The sequence below is a fragment of the Mycolicibacterium sichuanense genome, from assembly GCF_033741125.1.
GTDB lineage: Bacteria > Actinomycetota > Actinomycetes > Mycobacteriales > Mycobacteriaceae > Mycobacterium.
Genome location: NZ_JAWQPU010000009.1, coordinates 111,160 through 125,587, shown reverse-complemented (window position 1 = coordinate 125,587; position 14,428 = coordinate 111,160). Strand labels below are relative to the sequence as shown.

General features: G+C 68.5%; 10 protein-coding genes. 7 read left to right on the top strand and 3 right to left on the bottom strand.

Annotation, left to right across the window (positions count from 1 at the left end; all coding sequences use genetic code 11):
• Window positions 1-84 precede the first annotated feature (84 nt).
• The 4 genes from SBI80_RS24055 to SBI80_RS24040 all read left to right on the top strand — a co-directional run bounded on the left by SBI80_RS24055 (window position 85) and on the right by SBI80_RS24040 (window position 4,004).
• Complete coding sequence (locus tag SBI80_RS24055) at window positions 85-951, top strand: MBL fold metallo-hydrolase (RefSeq protein ID WP_318977357.1); 867 nt, start codon at window positions 85-87, stop codon at window positions 949-951.
• On the top strand, window positions 948-1,418 hold the full coding sequence (locus SBI80_RS24050; protein WP_318977356.1) for a lipocalin-like domain-containing protein: 471 nt from the start codon (window positions 948-950) through the stop codon (window positions 1,416-1,418). Before SBI80_RS24055 ends, SBI80_RS24050 begins: the two co-directional genes overlap by 4 nt.
• Before the next feature lie 835 nt (window positions 1,419-2,253).
• A complete protein-coding gene (locus tag SBI80_RS24045; RefSeq protein WP_413232801.1) occupies window positions 2,254-3,417 on the top strand; it encodes a cytochrome P450 in 1,164 nt (387 codons plus the stop codon).
• Window positions 3,417-4,004: a TetR/AcrR family transcriptional regulator gene (locus SBI80_RS24040; protein WP_318977354.1), complete on the top strand. Its 588-nt coding sequence runs from the start codon at window positions 3,417-3,419 to the stop codon at window positions 4,002-4,004. Before SBI80_RS24045 ends, SBI80_RS24040 begins: the two co-directional genes overlap by 1 nt.
• Window positions 4,005-4,062: 58 nt before the next feature.
• On the opposite strand, the gene SBI80_RS24035 is transcribed toward SBI80_RS24040, so the two are convergent.
• Both SBI80_RS24035 and SBI80_RS24030 read right to left on the bottom strand, forming a co-directional pair.
• Window positions 4,063-5,166: an acyltransferase family protein gene (locus SBI80_RS24035; RefSeq protein ID WP_318977353.1), complete on the bottom strand. Its 1,104-nt coding sequence runs from the start codon at window positions 5,164-5,166 to the stop codon at window positions 4,063-4,065.
• A 38-nt stretch (window positions 5,167-5,204) separates the two neighbouring features.
• Window positions 5,205-6,881: a DEAD/DEAH box helicase gene (locus tag SBI80_RS24030; protein ID WP_318977352.1), complete on the bottom strand. Its 1,677-nt coding sequence runs from the start codon at window positions 6,879-6,881 to the stop codon at window positions 5,205-5,207.
• Window positions 6,882-6,923: 42 nt separating this feature from the next.
• Between SBI80_RS24030 and SBI80_RS24025 the strand changes: the two genes are divergently transcribed.
• From SBI80_RS24025 to SBI80_RS24015, 3 genes are read left to right on the top strand one after another with little or no spacing between them, the layout of a single operon-like run.
• On the top strand, window positions 6,924-7,508 hold the full coding sequence (locus SBI80_RS24025) for an LppP/LprE family lipoprotein (RefSeq protein ID WP_413232799.1): 585 nt from the start codon (window positions 6,924-6,926) through the stop codon (window positions 7,506-7,508).
• Window positions 7,509-7,554: 46 nt separating this feature from the next.
• On the top strand, window positions 7,555-10,989 hold the full coding sequence (locus tag SBI80_RS24020; protein WP_318977350.1) for a TM0106 family RecB-like putative nuclease: 3,435 nt from the start codon (window positions 7,555-7,557) through the stop codon (window positions 10,987-10,989).
• Window positions 10,986-12,344, top strand: a complete 1,359-nt coding sequence (locus SBI80_RS24015; protein ID WP_318977349.1) for an FAD-binding oxidoreductase — start codon at window positions 10,986-10,988, stop codon at window positions 12,342-12,344. Before SBI80_RS24020 ends, SBI80_RS24015 begins: the two co-directional genes overlap by 4 nt.
• Here the strand turns inward: SBI80_RS24015 and SBI80_RS24010 are convergent, their stop codons facing one another.
• On the bottom strand, window positions 12,345-14,234 hold the full coding sequence (locus tag SBI80_RS24010) for a DHA2 family efflux MFS transporter permease subunit (protein WP_318977397.1): 1,890 nt from the start codon (window positions 14,232-14,234) through the stop codon (window positions 12,345-12,347).
• Window positions 14,235-14,428: the final 194 nt, after the last annotated feature.

Sequence of the window (14,428 nt, the reverse complement as noted above, 5' to 3'; positions counted from 1 at the left end):
CACACCAGCTCCCTACCCCGGGCGCCGCGATTGCTCACCCAAACTCCGACCCCGCCCTCCCCATCTGACACCAAGGAGATCTGCATGCCTCCCCCACCATCACCACCATTGGCCGTCAACGTCTTTACTGCACCCGAGAAGACTCTCGCCGGTGCCCCGCCCTACCCCTTCGGCCCGCCGCTGAGCTGGGACCCCATCACCGCAACGCTGATCTATGGCGAGACGGACGCGGTCCTGGTCGACGCTCTCACCACGACCGCAGAAGCCACCGCCCTCGCCGACTGGATCGCGCTACACCACCGCACACTCACCACGATCTATCTCACACACGGACATTTCGACCACTTCTACGGCCTCAGCGTCTTGTTGCAACGATTTCCGAACGCCGAAGCGATCGCCACACCAGAATCAGTCCAGCTGATGCGCGATCAACTCACACCGCAGTGGCACGGCTTCGCCACCGCGCTCTTCCCAGACCAACTTCCCGCCCAACTCGTTGCGGCCCAACCGTTCACGGGAGACACCTTCACCCTCGAAGGTCACGACATCAACATCGTCAAACAGGGGCGCACCGACACCGTGGACACCACCTCCATCCACGTTCCCGCAATCGACCTCGTCGTCGGCGGCGACGTCGTCTACAACCAATGCCACATGTTCGTCGGCGACACCACACCCGAATCGCGCGCCAATTGGATCGCCGCACTCGACCGTCTCGAGGCGTTGAATCCCGCGACGGTCGTCGCCGGCCACAAGAAGACCGGCGCCCCCGACACCCCGGACGCCCTGGCTGCCTCCAAGGAGTATTTGGCCGACTTCGATCGACTAGTCAAGCGAGGCAACAGCGAACAGCACGTCTACGACGAAATGATCAGCCTCTACCCGAACTGGGTCAGCCCGCAGTCCTGGCTCATGTTTCACTTCCCCGAACTCAAGAGGACGGCCCAATGACGCTGCGGGAGCATCTGATCGGTGCATGGAAACTCACCTACTACGCCGAAAAACTCGGCCCCGACGGGCCGATCACCTACCCGCACGGTGAGAAACCGACCGGTCTCATCATGTACACACCAGACGGCTACATGTCCGCTCAAGTCATGACCCCAGACCGGCCCGCCTACGACAACCCGACGGCCGCGGGTGGTACCGAGGACCAACGCGCCGCGGCCGCGGCCGGGTACCTTGCCTACAGCGGCAGCTACTCGGTCGACGAACTCACCGGAGTCATTCACCACCACGTGCTCGTCTCATTGATGCCCAACTGGATCGGCGGCACGCAACTGCGGCACAGCCGACTCGCCGAGCACCAACTCACCTTGACCGCACAATCAGCAGCACCAGGCGAATCGACGTCTCTCCTGTCGACACTGCAATGGACAAAGACGGGACAAGAATCAGCCCGCGTTGCACACGCATAAGATTCACCGCGCAGGCTTGACCCCGCCGCGACACCGCCTCGGGGACACGCCATCACCACAGTGCAAGCGCCAAGTCGACGCTTTTGAGACTGGCGTCCAGCGCGGTCTGGATGAGGGTGACACCGCGGTACTCACGTCTCGCGTCCTCGACGAACCAGAGGCAGTCCCCAGCACTCAATCGGTGGCCGGATGGGTGCGAGAAGCGCTGAGCCGGGCCGTTGAGCGGTAACGAACGCAACCGGCCCGGGTGGCGATGAAGCTCGCACCTGCGGCGAACTGACGCCGTACTTCGACGGGCTGGTACGGGTACTAGCGTACATGTCTAGGCCACCGCCACACATTGATACTGCTCCCGACGAGGAGATCAGGCCGGGCAACGGTGGCACGGTTGCCGCTGCAGCTCGACGCCTAAATTGCTCTCCTGCTCAATCGATCCCGTCGATTCCACGGAGAAGCGACGGGCTTAATTGTGCGCTCTCCCTGCACCTTCTGCGGAAGCTTTCTCCAAATCTTTCTCGCGCTGCGTGCCTCAGAGACGCGCTGGCCGTCGCGACAGTGCCCGCAAAACAGGTTGCGAATGCCAGGCAGACTCTGGGAATCCGCCCGAGGATGGCGGATCGTCCATAAGTTGCCGAATGCTTCGAAATGATCCGCCATATTTGACCGGAACCTACAACGATGTCTGGGGTTTGGACAAACGTACCGGGATCCTACAACCGACCTTGACATATTCCGGCTCATGTCGTAATCATGAGACATGAACCCTATTGTGTCTCAAACGGCCGAGGCCCGCTTCGAACTCGCCACCGCTGAGACCTGGGGTAATCGCTGGCCGATGTACCAGGCCCTGCGCGACCTCGACCCCGTCCACCACGTCGTGCCGGAGAACCCCGGTCACGACTACTGGGTGCTGTCCCGGCACGCCGACGTCTTCGCCGCCGCGCGCGACCACGAGACGTTCTCCTCGGCCCAGGGCCTCACCGTGAACTACGGTGAGCTAGAACTCATTGGACTGCAGGACAATCCGCCGATGGTGATGCAAGACCCACCGACGCACACCGAGTTTCGCAAGCTCGTGTCCCGAGGATTCACACCCCGACAGGTCGAGACCGTCGAGCCCAAGGTGCGGGAGTTGGTCGTCGAGCGCATCGAGCGACTGCTCGCCAACGGTGGCGGCGACATCGTCGCCGAGCTGTTCAAGCCGCTGCCGTCGATGGTCGTCGCGCACTACCTCGGCGTGCCCGAGCACGACCGCGACCAGTTCGACGGCTGGACCGAAGCGATCGTCGCGGCCAACACCGCGCCCGGCGGCATCGCCGCGGCCACGATGGCGACGTTCGGCGATGCGCTGGGCGACATGATGGCCTACTTCAGCGAACTCATCGAGCGGCGCCGGCGTGAACCCGGGGACGACACCGTTTCTCACTTGCTGGCCGCAGGGGTCGGTGCGGACGGCGATTTCGCAGGCACCCTGTCGGTGCTGGCCTTCACCTTCACGATGGTCACCGGCGGCAACGACACCACGACCGGCATGCTCGGCGGGTCGATGCCGCTACTATCCCAACGCCCCGACCAACGGCAGTTGCTCATCGACCATCCCGAGCTGATCACCGAGGCAGTCGACGAACTGCTACGGCTGACTTCACCGGTGCAGGGTCTGGCGCGCACCACCACCCGCGTCGTCGAACTGTACGGCAAGACCATCCCGGCCGGACGCAAGGTGCTGCTGCTGTATGGCTCGGCCAACCGTGACGAACGCCAATACGGCGCAAACGCAGGCGAACTCGACGTCGCCCGAAGGCCGCGCAACATCCTTACGTTCAGTCATGGCGCCCACCACTGCCTCGGCGCGGCCGCCGCGCGCATGCAGGCCCGCGTGACACTGACCGAATTGCTATTGCGCTGTCCCGATTTCGAGGTCGACGAGGCCGGCATCGTCTGGGCAGGCGGCAGTTATGTGCGACGCCCGCTGTCGGTGCCGTTCCGGGCGCGCGGCTGATGGCGGGCGACTGGTTGAGTTCGCGTCGAGCGGAGGTGGCCACCGACCGCATCCTCGATGCCGCCGGCGAACTGTTCGCCAACAACGGCGTCGGAGTCGTCGGAATGAACGACATCGCCCGTGCCGCAGGGTGTTCCAGGGCCACCCTCTACCGCTACTTCGAGAATCGCGAGGCGCTGCACACTGCATACGTGCACCGGGAGACCTACCGGCTGCACGAGCGGCTGACCGAACTCGTCAGCGGTATTCCCGATCCGCGGGAGCGGCTGCTGACCGGACTCACCACATCGATGACGCTGGTGCGCAAGAGCCCCGCACTGTCGTCGTGGTTCGCCACCGCCGACTCCCCCATCGGCGCGGAGATGGCCGAGCAGTCCGAGGTCATCCAGACGCTGACGTCGACCTTCCTGCTCTCCTTGCATCCCGAGGCCCCCGACGTCGTGCACCGCCGGGCCCGCTGGCTGGTGCGGGTGATGACGTCGCTGCTGATCTTCCCGGGCCGTGATGCCGACGACGAGCGCGCCATGCTCGAGGAGTTCGTCGTTCCGATGGTGTGCCCCAGCGAGAGTGAATCCGCCGACGGTTAGGCCGCCGGCTCGGTCACCCGACCCGGGGACATGATCGCCGACCGCCGTCAGCAGCCGGCTAGGTCCGCACCCGGGTCAGCCGGTGCAGCCCCCACGCCAGCGGCACCGTCACCAGCAGCGTCACCGCGAACAGCAGGAACATCGAACCCGTGTAGATCGGGAAGCGCAGGATCTCCACCATCACCAGCTCCATCGTGACGAGGTGGATCAGGAAGATCTCGTAGGAGATCTCGCCGAGGAAGACCATCGGCCTGGTCGCGAGCATCCGCGCATACCAGCTTCGCCCGCCGTCGCGGCCGGGCAGCGCCAGCGGGGCCACCAACAGCGTCGAGATCACCGCGTAGAACAGGCATTTGGCCAAACCCTCGCGGAGTTCGGCCGGCGAGGTGGTCGGGGCCCCCGCGATGGGCGTGGACGCAATCAGGTAGCTCGCCAGCGCCACCGGGATGCAGACCATGGCATACGCTCGCATGCCCGAGGGCGACAACGCCGCGAGCAGCATGCCGCCGAGGAACCACATCAGGTAGGTGGGCAGCCACAACGGCGCGCCGTCGGGCAGGAAGTGCGTGGTGTGCACCAGGATCAGCCAGGCCGGCGACACCGCCGCGAGCGCCACCAGCCCCAGGATCAACCGCCCCGGGGACCACCGCCGCCGGCACAGCACCACCAGCAGCAGGTAGGCCAGCAGCGGGAGCGCGACGTAGAACGCTGCCTCGACGGCCAGGCTCCACATCTGCGTCAGGCCCTGGTGCAGGTAGGAGAACAGGTAGTCGTCGGTGTAGATCTGCGTCAGAGTCAGGTTGCGCAGCAAGCCAATCCACGTGTGACCGGGGTTGGGCCCTGCCGTGCGGAAGTGATACAGCAGGTAGGCCGCCAGCACCGTGACGACGTAGGCGGGCATGATGCGCCGCACCCGGTGCCAGGCGTACCGGCCGACCGACGGCGGTGCCGAGCCGGTGACCGTCGCGCGCACCCACGGCGTGAACAACAGGAAACCCGACAGCACGAAGAAGATCGGCACGCCGATCTCCATCCGGGAGTACACGAGTCCGAGGAATCCGTGGGTGTACTTGCCCGTCGTGTACGCGGCGTGGGTCAGCATCACCAGGATCGCGGCGACCGCGCGGATACCCGTGAGGGCGGCGACGCGGCCAGAGCTCACCGACTCCAGGCCGCCAACGTCAGGGTCCTCCGGCCGGGTCACTTCGACTTGTGATGGTGACTCGGGCCCGATCGGTCGGATTGCAGGTTGATCAGGACACCGGAGATCCGGGTGTGCTCGAGCTTCTTCAGCGTCTCGCGGGACAGCTGCGCAGGCAGCTCGACGAGCGAGTGGTCCATCTTGATGGTGATGTGGCCGAAGTCGCTGCGGTGCAGCCCGCCCTCGTTGGCGATGGCGCCGACGATGGAACCGGGACCGACCTTGTGCCGCTTGCCAACGGCGATGCGGTAGGTCGCCAGATCGCCGCGCACGTTGTCGCGACGCTTGCGGGGCGGCCCGTCCTCGCGGTCCGGGCGTTCCCGGCGCTTCTCCGGCGGCGGCTCGGTCATCAGGAACTCACCGCCACCGCGGCTCTGCAGCGCCAGGGCCGCAGCGATCTCGACCGTCGGCACGTTGTGGTCGCGCTCGTAGTCCTCGATGAGCCTGCGGAACAACTCGATCCCCGGCGCGCTGAGCGCCTCGGTGATCGACTCGCGGAACTTCTCCACCCGCTGGGCGTTGACGTCGTCGACCGACGGCAGCTGCGACTCGACGAGCTTCTGCCGCGTCACCCGCTCGATCGAGTTCAGCAGATGCCGCTCCCGCGGCGTGACGAACAACAGCGCGGTGCCCGAACGCCCGGCCCGCCCGGTGCGCCCGATGCGGTGCACGTAGGACTCCGGGTCGTGCGGGATGTCGTAGTTCAGCACGTGCGAGATGCGATCCACGTCGAGCCCGCGCGCCGCCACGTCGGTGGCGATCAGGATGTCGATCGAGCCGTCCTTGAGCTGGGAGATGGTGCGCTCCCGCACGGCCTGGGCGATGTCACCGTTGATCGCAGCCGCCGCGAAGCCCCTGGCGCGCAGCTTCTCTGCGACTTCCTCGGTGGCCTGCTTGGTGCGAACGAAGACGATCATCGCCTCGAAGGGCTCGACCTCCAGCAACCGGGTCAGCGCATCCATCTTTCGCGGACCTGCCACCTGGATGTAGCGCTGGGTGATGTTCTCGGCCGTAGCGGTCTTCGACTTGACCGTCACCTGGACCGGATCGTGCAGGTACTTCGAGGTGATCTTGCGGATCGCCGGCGGCATGGTGGCCGAGAACAGCGCCACCTGCTTGTACTCGGGCGTCTCGGACAGGATCCGCTCGACGTCCTCGGCGAAGCCCATCTGCAGCATCTCGTCGGCCTCGTCGAGCACCATGTAGTCCAGGTGCGAGACGTCCAGGCTGCCCTTCTCCAGATGGTCGATCACCCGGCCCGGCGTGCCGACCACGATCTGGGCGCCACGCTTGAGCCCGGCCAGCTGCGGGCCGTAGGACGAGCCGCCGTAGACCGGCAGCACGTTCACCGGAAGGTGCGCGCCGTAGCGGCTGAAGGCCTCGGCGACCTGCAGTGCCAGCTCGCGGGTCGGGGCCAGCACCAGCGCCTGAGTGGTGCGGCTGGAGGTATCGATGCGCGACAGGATCGGGATGGCGAACGCCGCGGTCTTGCCCGTTCCGGTCTGCGCCAGCCCGACGACGTCGGAGCCGGCGAGCATCGGCGGGATCGTGGCGGCTTGGATGGCTGACGGCGACTCGTAACCGACGTCGACGAGGGCCTGCAGCACGGCCGGGTGAATCTGCAGGTCAGCAAAGGTAAGGTCGGCGCTCGTCGCGTCGGTTTCGGTAGACGTCATCGAGTTGGCAGTCTACGGGTAGTACCCGGTGCTGCAGCCCCGATGGCGTCGAGAGCGGTACGGTGGCCCCTCGTGTGGTGCCGGTGGTCGTTCGCAACCCTGGCCGCGGCGGCTGCGTTGGCCGGTTGCGGAGCCAGTGACTCGACAGTCTCCAAGACCCCCGAACCGACCGTCGCACCTGCGCAGACGGCGCCTCCCGCACCCGCTCCCACGGTGGCGTCCGGGCCGTCGGCCACCTCGGCGCCGGCCGATCCGTGTGCCATCAACCTCGGGGCGCCCGAGATCGCCAAGGCGGTCTCCGAGCTGCCGCGCGACCCGCGCAGCGGACAACCCTGGAGCCCCGAGCCGCTGGCGGGCAACTACAACGAGTGCGCCCAACTGTCGGCGATCGTGATCAAGGCCAACACCAACGCGGGCAACCCGAACACCAGGGCAGTGCTGTTCCACCTCGGCAAGGTCATCCCTACGGGTGTGCCGGACACCTATGGCTTCAACGGGATCGACGAGACCGCCACCACGGGTGACACCGTCGCGCTGATGTACCAGAACGAGACCAGCGGGCTCAAGAACGTCGTCCGGTTCCGCTGGAACGGCAACGGCGTGGAGCTGGTCGGCAATACGGGTTAGCGCGGCGCGGGCGGGGCTGTCGCACCGCTGACCTACAGTGGCGTGGGTGTTCCTGACCGAGGGAGCCGACCCCCAAGTCGTCTATAGCGCTTCGGATCTCGCCGCCGCCGCGCGCTGCGAGTATGCGTTGCTGAGGTCCTTCGACGCGCTCCTGGGCTGGGGCCCGCGGACCGGCGCCGACGACGAGCTCCTGGCCCGCACCGCCACCCTCGGCGGTGAGCACGAACGCCGTCACCTCGACGAGCTGCGCGATACCGCCGACACCGTCGTGATCGGCAAGCCGAAGTACACCGTCGCCGGCCTGACGGCGGCGGCCGCGGCCACCCGCTCGGCGATCGACCGCCGCGCCGGCGTCGTCTACCAGGCCGCGATGTTCGACGGGCGCTTCGTCGGGTTCGCCGACTTCCTCATCCTGGCCGGTGACCGGTATCGATTGCGCGACACCAAGCTGGCCCGCTCGGTGAAGGTGGAGGCGCTGCTGCAGCTGGCCGCCTACGCCGACACCCTGGCCCACAGCGGCGTTCCGGTCGCCGACGACGTCGAACTGGTCCTCGGCGACGGCACCGTAGCCGCCTACCGCGTCGAGGACCTGCTGCCGGTCTACCTGCCCCGGCGGGCCGCGCTGGAGCGCCTGCTCGACGAGCACCGCGCCGGGGGCCGCCCGGTCCGCTGGGACGACGTGCACGTCCGCGCCTGCTTCCACTGCCAGGAATGCAGCCGCGAGGTGCGCGCCCACGACGACCTGCTGCTGCTCGCCGGCATGCGGGTCAGCCAGCGCGCCCGCCTGCTGGACGCCGGCATCACCACGGTGCACGACCTGGCCGCGCACGACGGCGCGGTCCCCGAGCTGCCGGCCCGAACCGTCAAGGCACTCGTCGCGCAGGCCCGGCTGCAGGTCGCCGATCGGGTCGTCGAGAACGGCAGCGCCAAGCCGCCGTACGAGGTGGTCGACGCGCAGCCCCTCATGGTGCTGCCCGACGCCGACAAGGGCGACCTGTTCTTCGACTTCGAGGGCGACCCGCTGTGGACGCTGAACGGGCGCGAGTGGGGACTCGAATACCTGTGGGGCGTGCTGACGGTGACCGATGAGTTCACGCCGTACTGGGCCCACGACCGTCCCAGTGAGCGCCAGGCCCTCGTCGACTTCCTGATCCTGGTGCGCAAGCGGCTGAAGAAGCACCCCGGCATGCACGTCTACCATTACGCCGCCTACGAGAAGAGCACGCTGCTGCGGCTGGCCGGCCGCTATGGCGTCGGCGAGAACGAGGTCGACGACCTGCTGCGCAACGGCGTGCTGGTCGACCTGTATCCGCTGGTCCGCAAGAGCGTCCGCGTCGGCACCGAGAACTACAGCATCAAGTCGCTCGAACCGCTGTACATGGGCAACGAGCTGCGCGCGGGCGAGGTGACCACCGCGACCGACTCGATCACGCAGTACGCCCGCTTCTGCGCGCTGCGCGACGAGGGCATGGACGACGAGGCGGCGATGGTGCTCAAGGAGATCGAGGACTACAACCGCTACGACTGCCGATCCACGCGACGGCTGCGCGATTGGCTGATGGCCAAGGCCATCGAGTCGGAGGTGCCACCCCGCGGGCCGCAACCCATCCGGGCCGTCGAGGCGCAGGCCCCGGTCGACGTGGCCGACGCCACCGAGCGGCGCCTGCTGAGCTTCGCCGGTGACGGCATCGAGGAACGCACCGCCGAGCAGACTGCCGTGGCGATGATCGCGGCGGCGCGGGGTTATCACCGGCGGGAGGACAAGCCGTTCTGGTGGGCGCACTTCGATCGCGTCAACAACCCCGTCGACGAATGGGCCAACGACGGCGACGTCTTCATCGCCGAGCGCCACGAGATCGTCACCGACTGGCACCAGCCGCCGCGGGCCCGCAAACCCCAGCGGCACGTGCGGTTGTTCGGCGAGATCGCTACCGGTGAACTCGGCCGGAACGTGTACGCGCTCTATCAACCGCCCGCCCCGCCCGGGTTCGCCGACGACCCGGACCGGCGCGGATTCACCAGCGTCGAGGTGATCGAGTGCGACGACCCCGAGGCGCCGACACAGGCGGTCATCGTCGAGCGGCAACCGAAGGACGGCGAGGCCTATGACCAGGTGCCGTTCGCGCTGACGCCCGGCCCGCCGATCAACACCAAACCGCTGCAGGACTCCATCGAGGCGACCGCCGCACGGGTCGCCGCGGGATTGCCGAACCTGCCCGCCGACGCGATCACCGACATCCTGCTGCGCAGGCCGCCGCGCACCGTCAGCGGCCGACCGCTGCCCCGCACCGACGACGTCGCCGACGACATCGCCGCCGCGTTGCTCGACCTGGACTCGTCGTACCTGGCCGTGCATGGACCACCCGGGACCGGCAAGACCTTCACCTCGGCGCGGGTGATCGCCCGGCTGGTGAACGAGCACGGTTGGCGCGTCGGGGTGGTGGCACAGGCGCACGCCGTCGTCGAGAACCTCTTCCGCGACGTCCTGCGCGCCGGCGTGGACGGGTCGCGGGTGGCCAAGAAGCTCAACGCCGTCAACGACGGCTGGACCGACATCACCAACCCGCAGTTCGCCGGCTTCATCGCCGAGCACGACGGTTGCGTCGTGGGGGGCACGGGCTGGGACTTCGCCAACGACGGCAAGATCCCGCGCGGCGCGCTGGACCTGCTGGTGGTCGAGGAGGCCGGTCAGTACAGCGTGGCCAACACCATCGCCGTCGCCAGCGCAGCGAGAAACCTTCTGCTGCTTGGCGATCCGCAGCAGCTGCCGCAGGTGAGTCAGGGCAGCCATCCCGAACCGGTCGACGAGTCGGCGCTGAGCTGGCTGGTGCAGGGCAGCCCAACCCTCCCCCCGGAACGCGGGTACTTCCTGGAGCTGACCTATCGCATGCACCCCGCGGTGTGCGGCCCAGTCTCGCGCCTGTCCTACGACGGCCGGCTGCACTCCAAGGAGGACGTCAGCTCGGCGCGCAGGCTCGCGGGCGTCGCACCCGGCGTGCGGACGCTGGCGGTCCCGCACGACGGCAACTCGACCGACAGCCCCGAGGAGGCCGACGCAATCGTCGCCGAGATCACGGGATTGCTCGGCCGGTCGTGGACCGACGAGCACGGCACGGTTCCCTTGGCGCCGCAGCACGTGCTGGTGGTGACGCCCTACAACGCCCAGGTGGTCACACTGCGACGCCGCCTGGACGCCGCGGGCCTGGACGACGTCGAAGTCGGCACCGTCGACAAGTTCCAGGGCAGGCAGGCGCCGGTGGTGCTCGTGTCGATGACCGCCTCGTCCGCCGACGACGTACCGCGCGGAATCTCGTTCCTGCTCAACCGGAATCGCCTCAACGTCGCGGTCAGCCGGGCGAAGTACGCCGCGATCGTGGTCCGCTCCACACTGCTGACCGACTACCTGCCCTCGACGCCGGCCGGCCTCGTCGACCTCGGCGCGTTCCTGTCGCTGACGTCGTGTGATACACCGACCCGGTGAGTGAATCGCTGATCGACCTCCTCGCCGAGATCGTCGGCGGCAGATACGTCAGCACCGACCCCGACGTCTTGGCCGGCCGCTGCGTGGACTACACGGGCCGCTATCGGGGGCGGGCGACGGCGCTGGTCCGGCCCGGTACCGACGACGAGGTGGCCACCGTGCTGCGGGCCTGCCGCGGTGCGGGCGCCCGCGTCACCGTGCAGGGCGGCCGGACGTCGCTGGTGGCGGGAACGGTCCCCGAGCACGACGACGTGCTGCTGTCCACCGAACGGCTGGCGACCGTCGGCGAGGTGGACGCCGTCGAACGCCGGGTCCGCGCCGGGGCAGGAGCGACGCTGGCCGCGGTGCAGCGCGCCGCCCGCGATGCCGGGCTGGTCTTCGGCGTCGACCTCGCGGCCCGTGACTCCGCGACCGTCGGCGGCATGGCCTCGACCAACGCCGGGGGCCTGCGCACGGTCCGCTACGGGAACATGGGCGAACAGGTCCTCGGGCTCGAGGTCGCGCTTCCCGACGGGTCGGTGGTCCGCCGGCATAGCGAGGTGCGCAGCGACAACACCGGCTACGACCTGGCGTCACTGTTCGTCGGGGCCGAGGGCACCCTCGGCGTGATCACCGCGCTGGATCTGCGGCTGCATCCCACCCCGGCCCAACGGGTTACGGCGATCGCGGGATTCGACGACCTCGATGCCGCCGTCGCGACGGCCCGCGAGCTGCGCGACGCCGACGGCATCGCCGCGCTGGAATTGATCGACGCCCGAGCCAGCGTGCTGACCGCCGAGCATCTCGGCGTCGGCGCGGCGGCCGACGGGGCGTGGCAGGTGCTGATCGAGCTGGCCGGCGACGTCGACCAGACCGAACAGCTGGCCGACGCGCTGGAGCGGGCCGACCTCGCCGGTGAGCCCGCGGTCGGTGTCGACACCGCCACCCAGTATCGACTCTGGCAGGTGCGCGAGGCCATCGCCGACGTGCTCGGCAGCCACGGGCCGCCGCTGAAGTTCGACGTCTCCCTGCCGCTGTCGCGGATCGCCGAATTCGAGGACGCAGCAACCGCATTGGTGGCCGATCACGCCCCGCGGGCGATCCCGGTCCTGTTCGGTCACCTCGGCGAGGGCAATCTGCACCTGAACCTGGTGCGTTGCACCCTCGATGCCGAAGGCGAGCACGCGCTGTACTCGGCCATGATGGCGCTGATCGCCGACTGCGGCGGAAACGTCAGCTCCGAGCACGGCGTCGGGACCCGCAAGCGGGACTACCTGTCGATGTCGCGCACCGACGCCGACATCGCCGCCATGCGGACGCTCAAGGCCGCGTTCGACCCGGAGGGTTACCTCAACCCCGCCGTCCTGTTCGACTGACTAGTCGCGAAACCGCATGGAGTGCTTTCCGTAGGTGCCCGCGTCCTCGGCGGGGTCCGCGGCGCGGGAATGCCTGCCGGCCCGCTGCGGCGCGGGCGGCACCCCGGCGCCGTCATCGACCTCGACCTTGGCCTGGCCGTTGAAACCGTTGTGCGCGTTGACGGGTGGTGCAGGAGCCAGCAGCTCGTCGAGCAGGCTGCGTCGGGGTTCGGCCGCGGTATCCGCCTCGCGCTGGGCCTCGGAGCCGTCGTCGAGGAGGCTGTGCCAGGTCTCGACCGGGCCGCCGTGCCAGGTGTCGGCGGGCGCGGGCAGCGGATGGTCGACCCGCACCGCGAACGGGGTGGTGACGCTGTCGTCGGGAACGACGTCGTCGGCAGCGACGACGTCACCGCGGCGCCGGGCGGCCCGGCTGGGCTCATCCCAGTCCGAGTCCTCCCACTCCACGGTGTACTCGACGTAGTCGTCGTCGTCGGGGAAGTAGTCGGGTTCGGGGGCGCTCACCGCCGCGCGGGGGGCCGGAGCACTGCCGAAGCCGCGCAGGAACAACGCGGACACCACGCCGATCAGAGCCACGAAGGCAGGCAGCAGCAGCGACTGCGACAGCGCGAACGAGAACGGCTCGTGCAGGAACACCGGCAGCCTGGTCACGGCACCTTGGCCGGCCCCGGGATTCTCGGCCGCCGGGAGGGCCGCGTTGATCTGCGACGTCATCAGCGCGGCCATGCCAGCGCTGCCAAGCACGCCGCCGACCTGACGCGTGGTGTTGTAGACGCCGGACCCCGCACCCGCCAGCCGCGGCGGCAGATTGCGGGTGGCGGTGGCGGCCAGCGGCGACCAGATGAACGCCATCCCGACGCCCATCAGGACGAACGGCAGCAGCAGTCGCCAGATCGGCGTCGTTGGCGTCATCTCGATCGACAACCACGTCAACGCCACGGCCACGGCGGAGAAGCCGAACCCGACGATCGGCCGGGGGTGGGCACGGTCGACGAGCTTGCCGACGAACGGCGCCAGCACCCCCGTCGCGATCGCCATCGGCGCCGTCAGCAACGCCGAGCGCGTCGGCGAGAGCCCGCACACGGCTTGGGCGTAGAACATCACCGGCAGGATCATCGCCGTCACGGCGAACCCGATCACGGCGATGCCCAGGTTGGACATGCTGAAGTCGTTGTCGCGGAAGATCTCCAGCGGGATCAACGGGTCCCGGGGATTGACCGCCTGCCAGTAGACGAAGCCCGCCATCGCGGCGACGCCGGCGATCAGCACGCCCCAGATCCACGGCGCCCAGTCATGCGACTGGCCCTCCTGCAGCGCGAACACGATGAGGAACATGCCGACCCCGGAGAGTGCGACGCCGAGGACGTCGAACCCGGGTCGCTCGGTGGGCAGCGACGGCACGAACACGTAGGCCAGCACCAGCCCGACGACGCCGATTGGCACGTTGACGATGAAGATCCACTGCCATCCCAGGCCGTCGACCAGGACCCCACCGGCCAGCGGCCCGACGAGCGTGGCGACACCGGCGGTGGCACCCCAGACGCTCAGCGCCACACCGCGTCGCGCCGCGGGGAAGATCCTGGTGATCGTCGACAAGGTCTGCGGGGTCAGCAGCGCCGCCCCCACGCCCTGGACTGCGCGGGCGGCGACGAGCATCCCGATGCTGCCCGCCAGTCCGCACCACAGCGAGGCGACGGTGAACACGCCCAGCCCGACCAGGTAGAGATTGCGCGGGCCGAAGCGGTCCCCCAGCCGGCCGGCCAGCAGCAGCGGCACCGCATAGGCGAGCAGGTAGGCGCTGGTCACCCAGATGACTGCGTCGTAGTCGACGTGCAGCGCATCCATGATCGACGGGTTCGCGACCGCCACGATCGTGGCGTCGAGCAGGATCATGAAGAAACCGACCAACAGCGCCCACAGCGCGTTCCACGGGTTGTCGGTGCGCGGCCGCAGCAGGCGCGGGACCGGGTGCCCGCCGACGGTCAGCGCCACGCCTCACCGCCTGACTTCATGCGTCGCGAAACCACGCAGCCGAACCTACGGATCAGCCCAATCCGGGACAAGTCAGGTTGCCGAGCACACCGCGG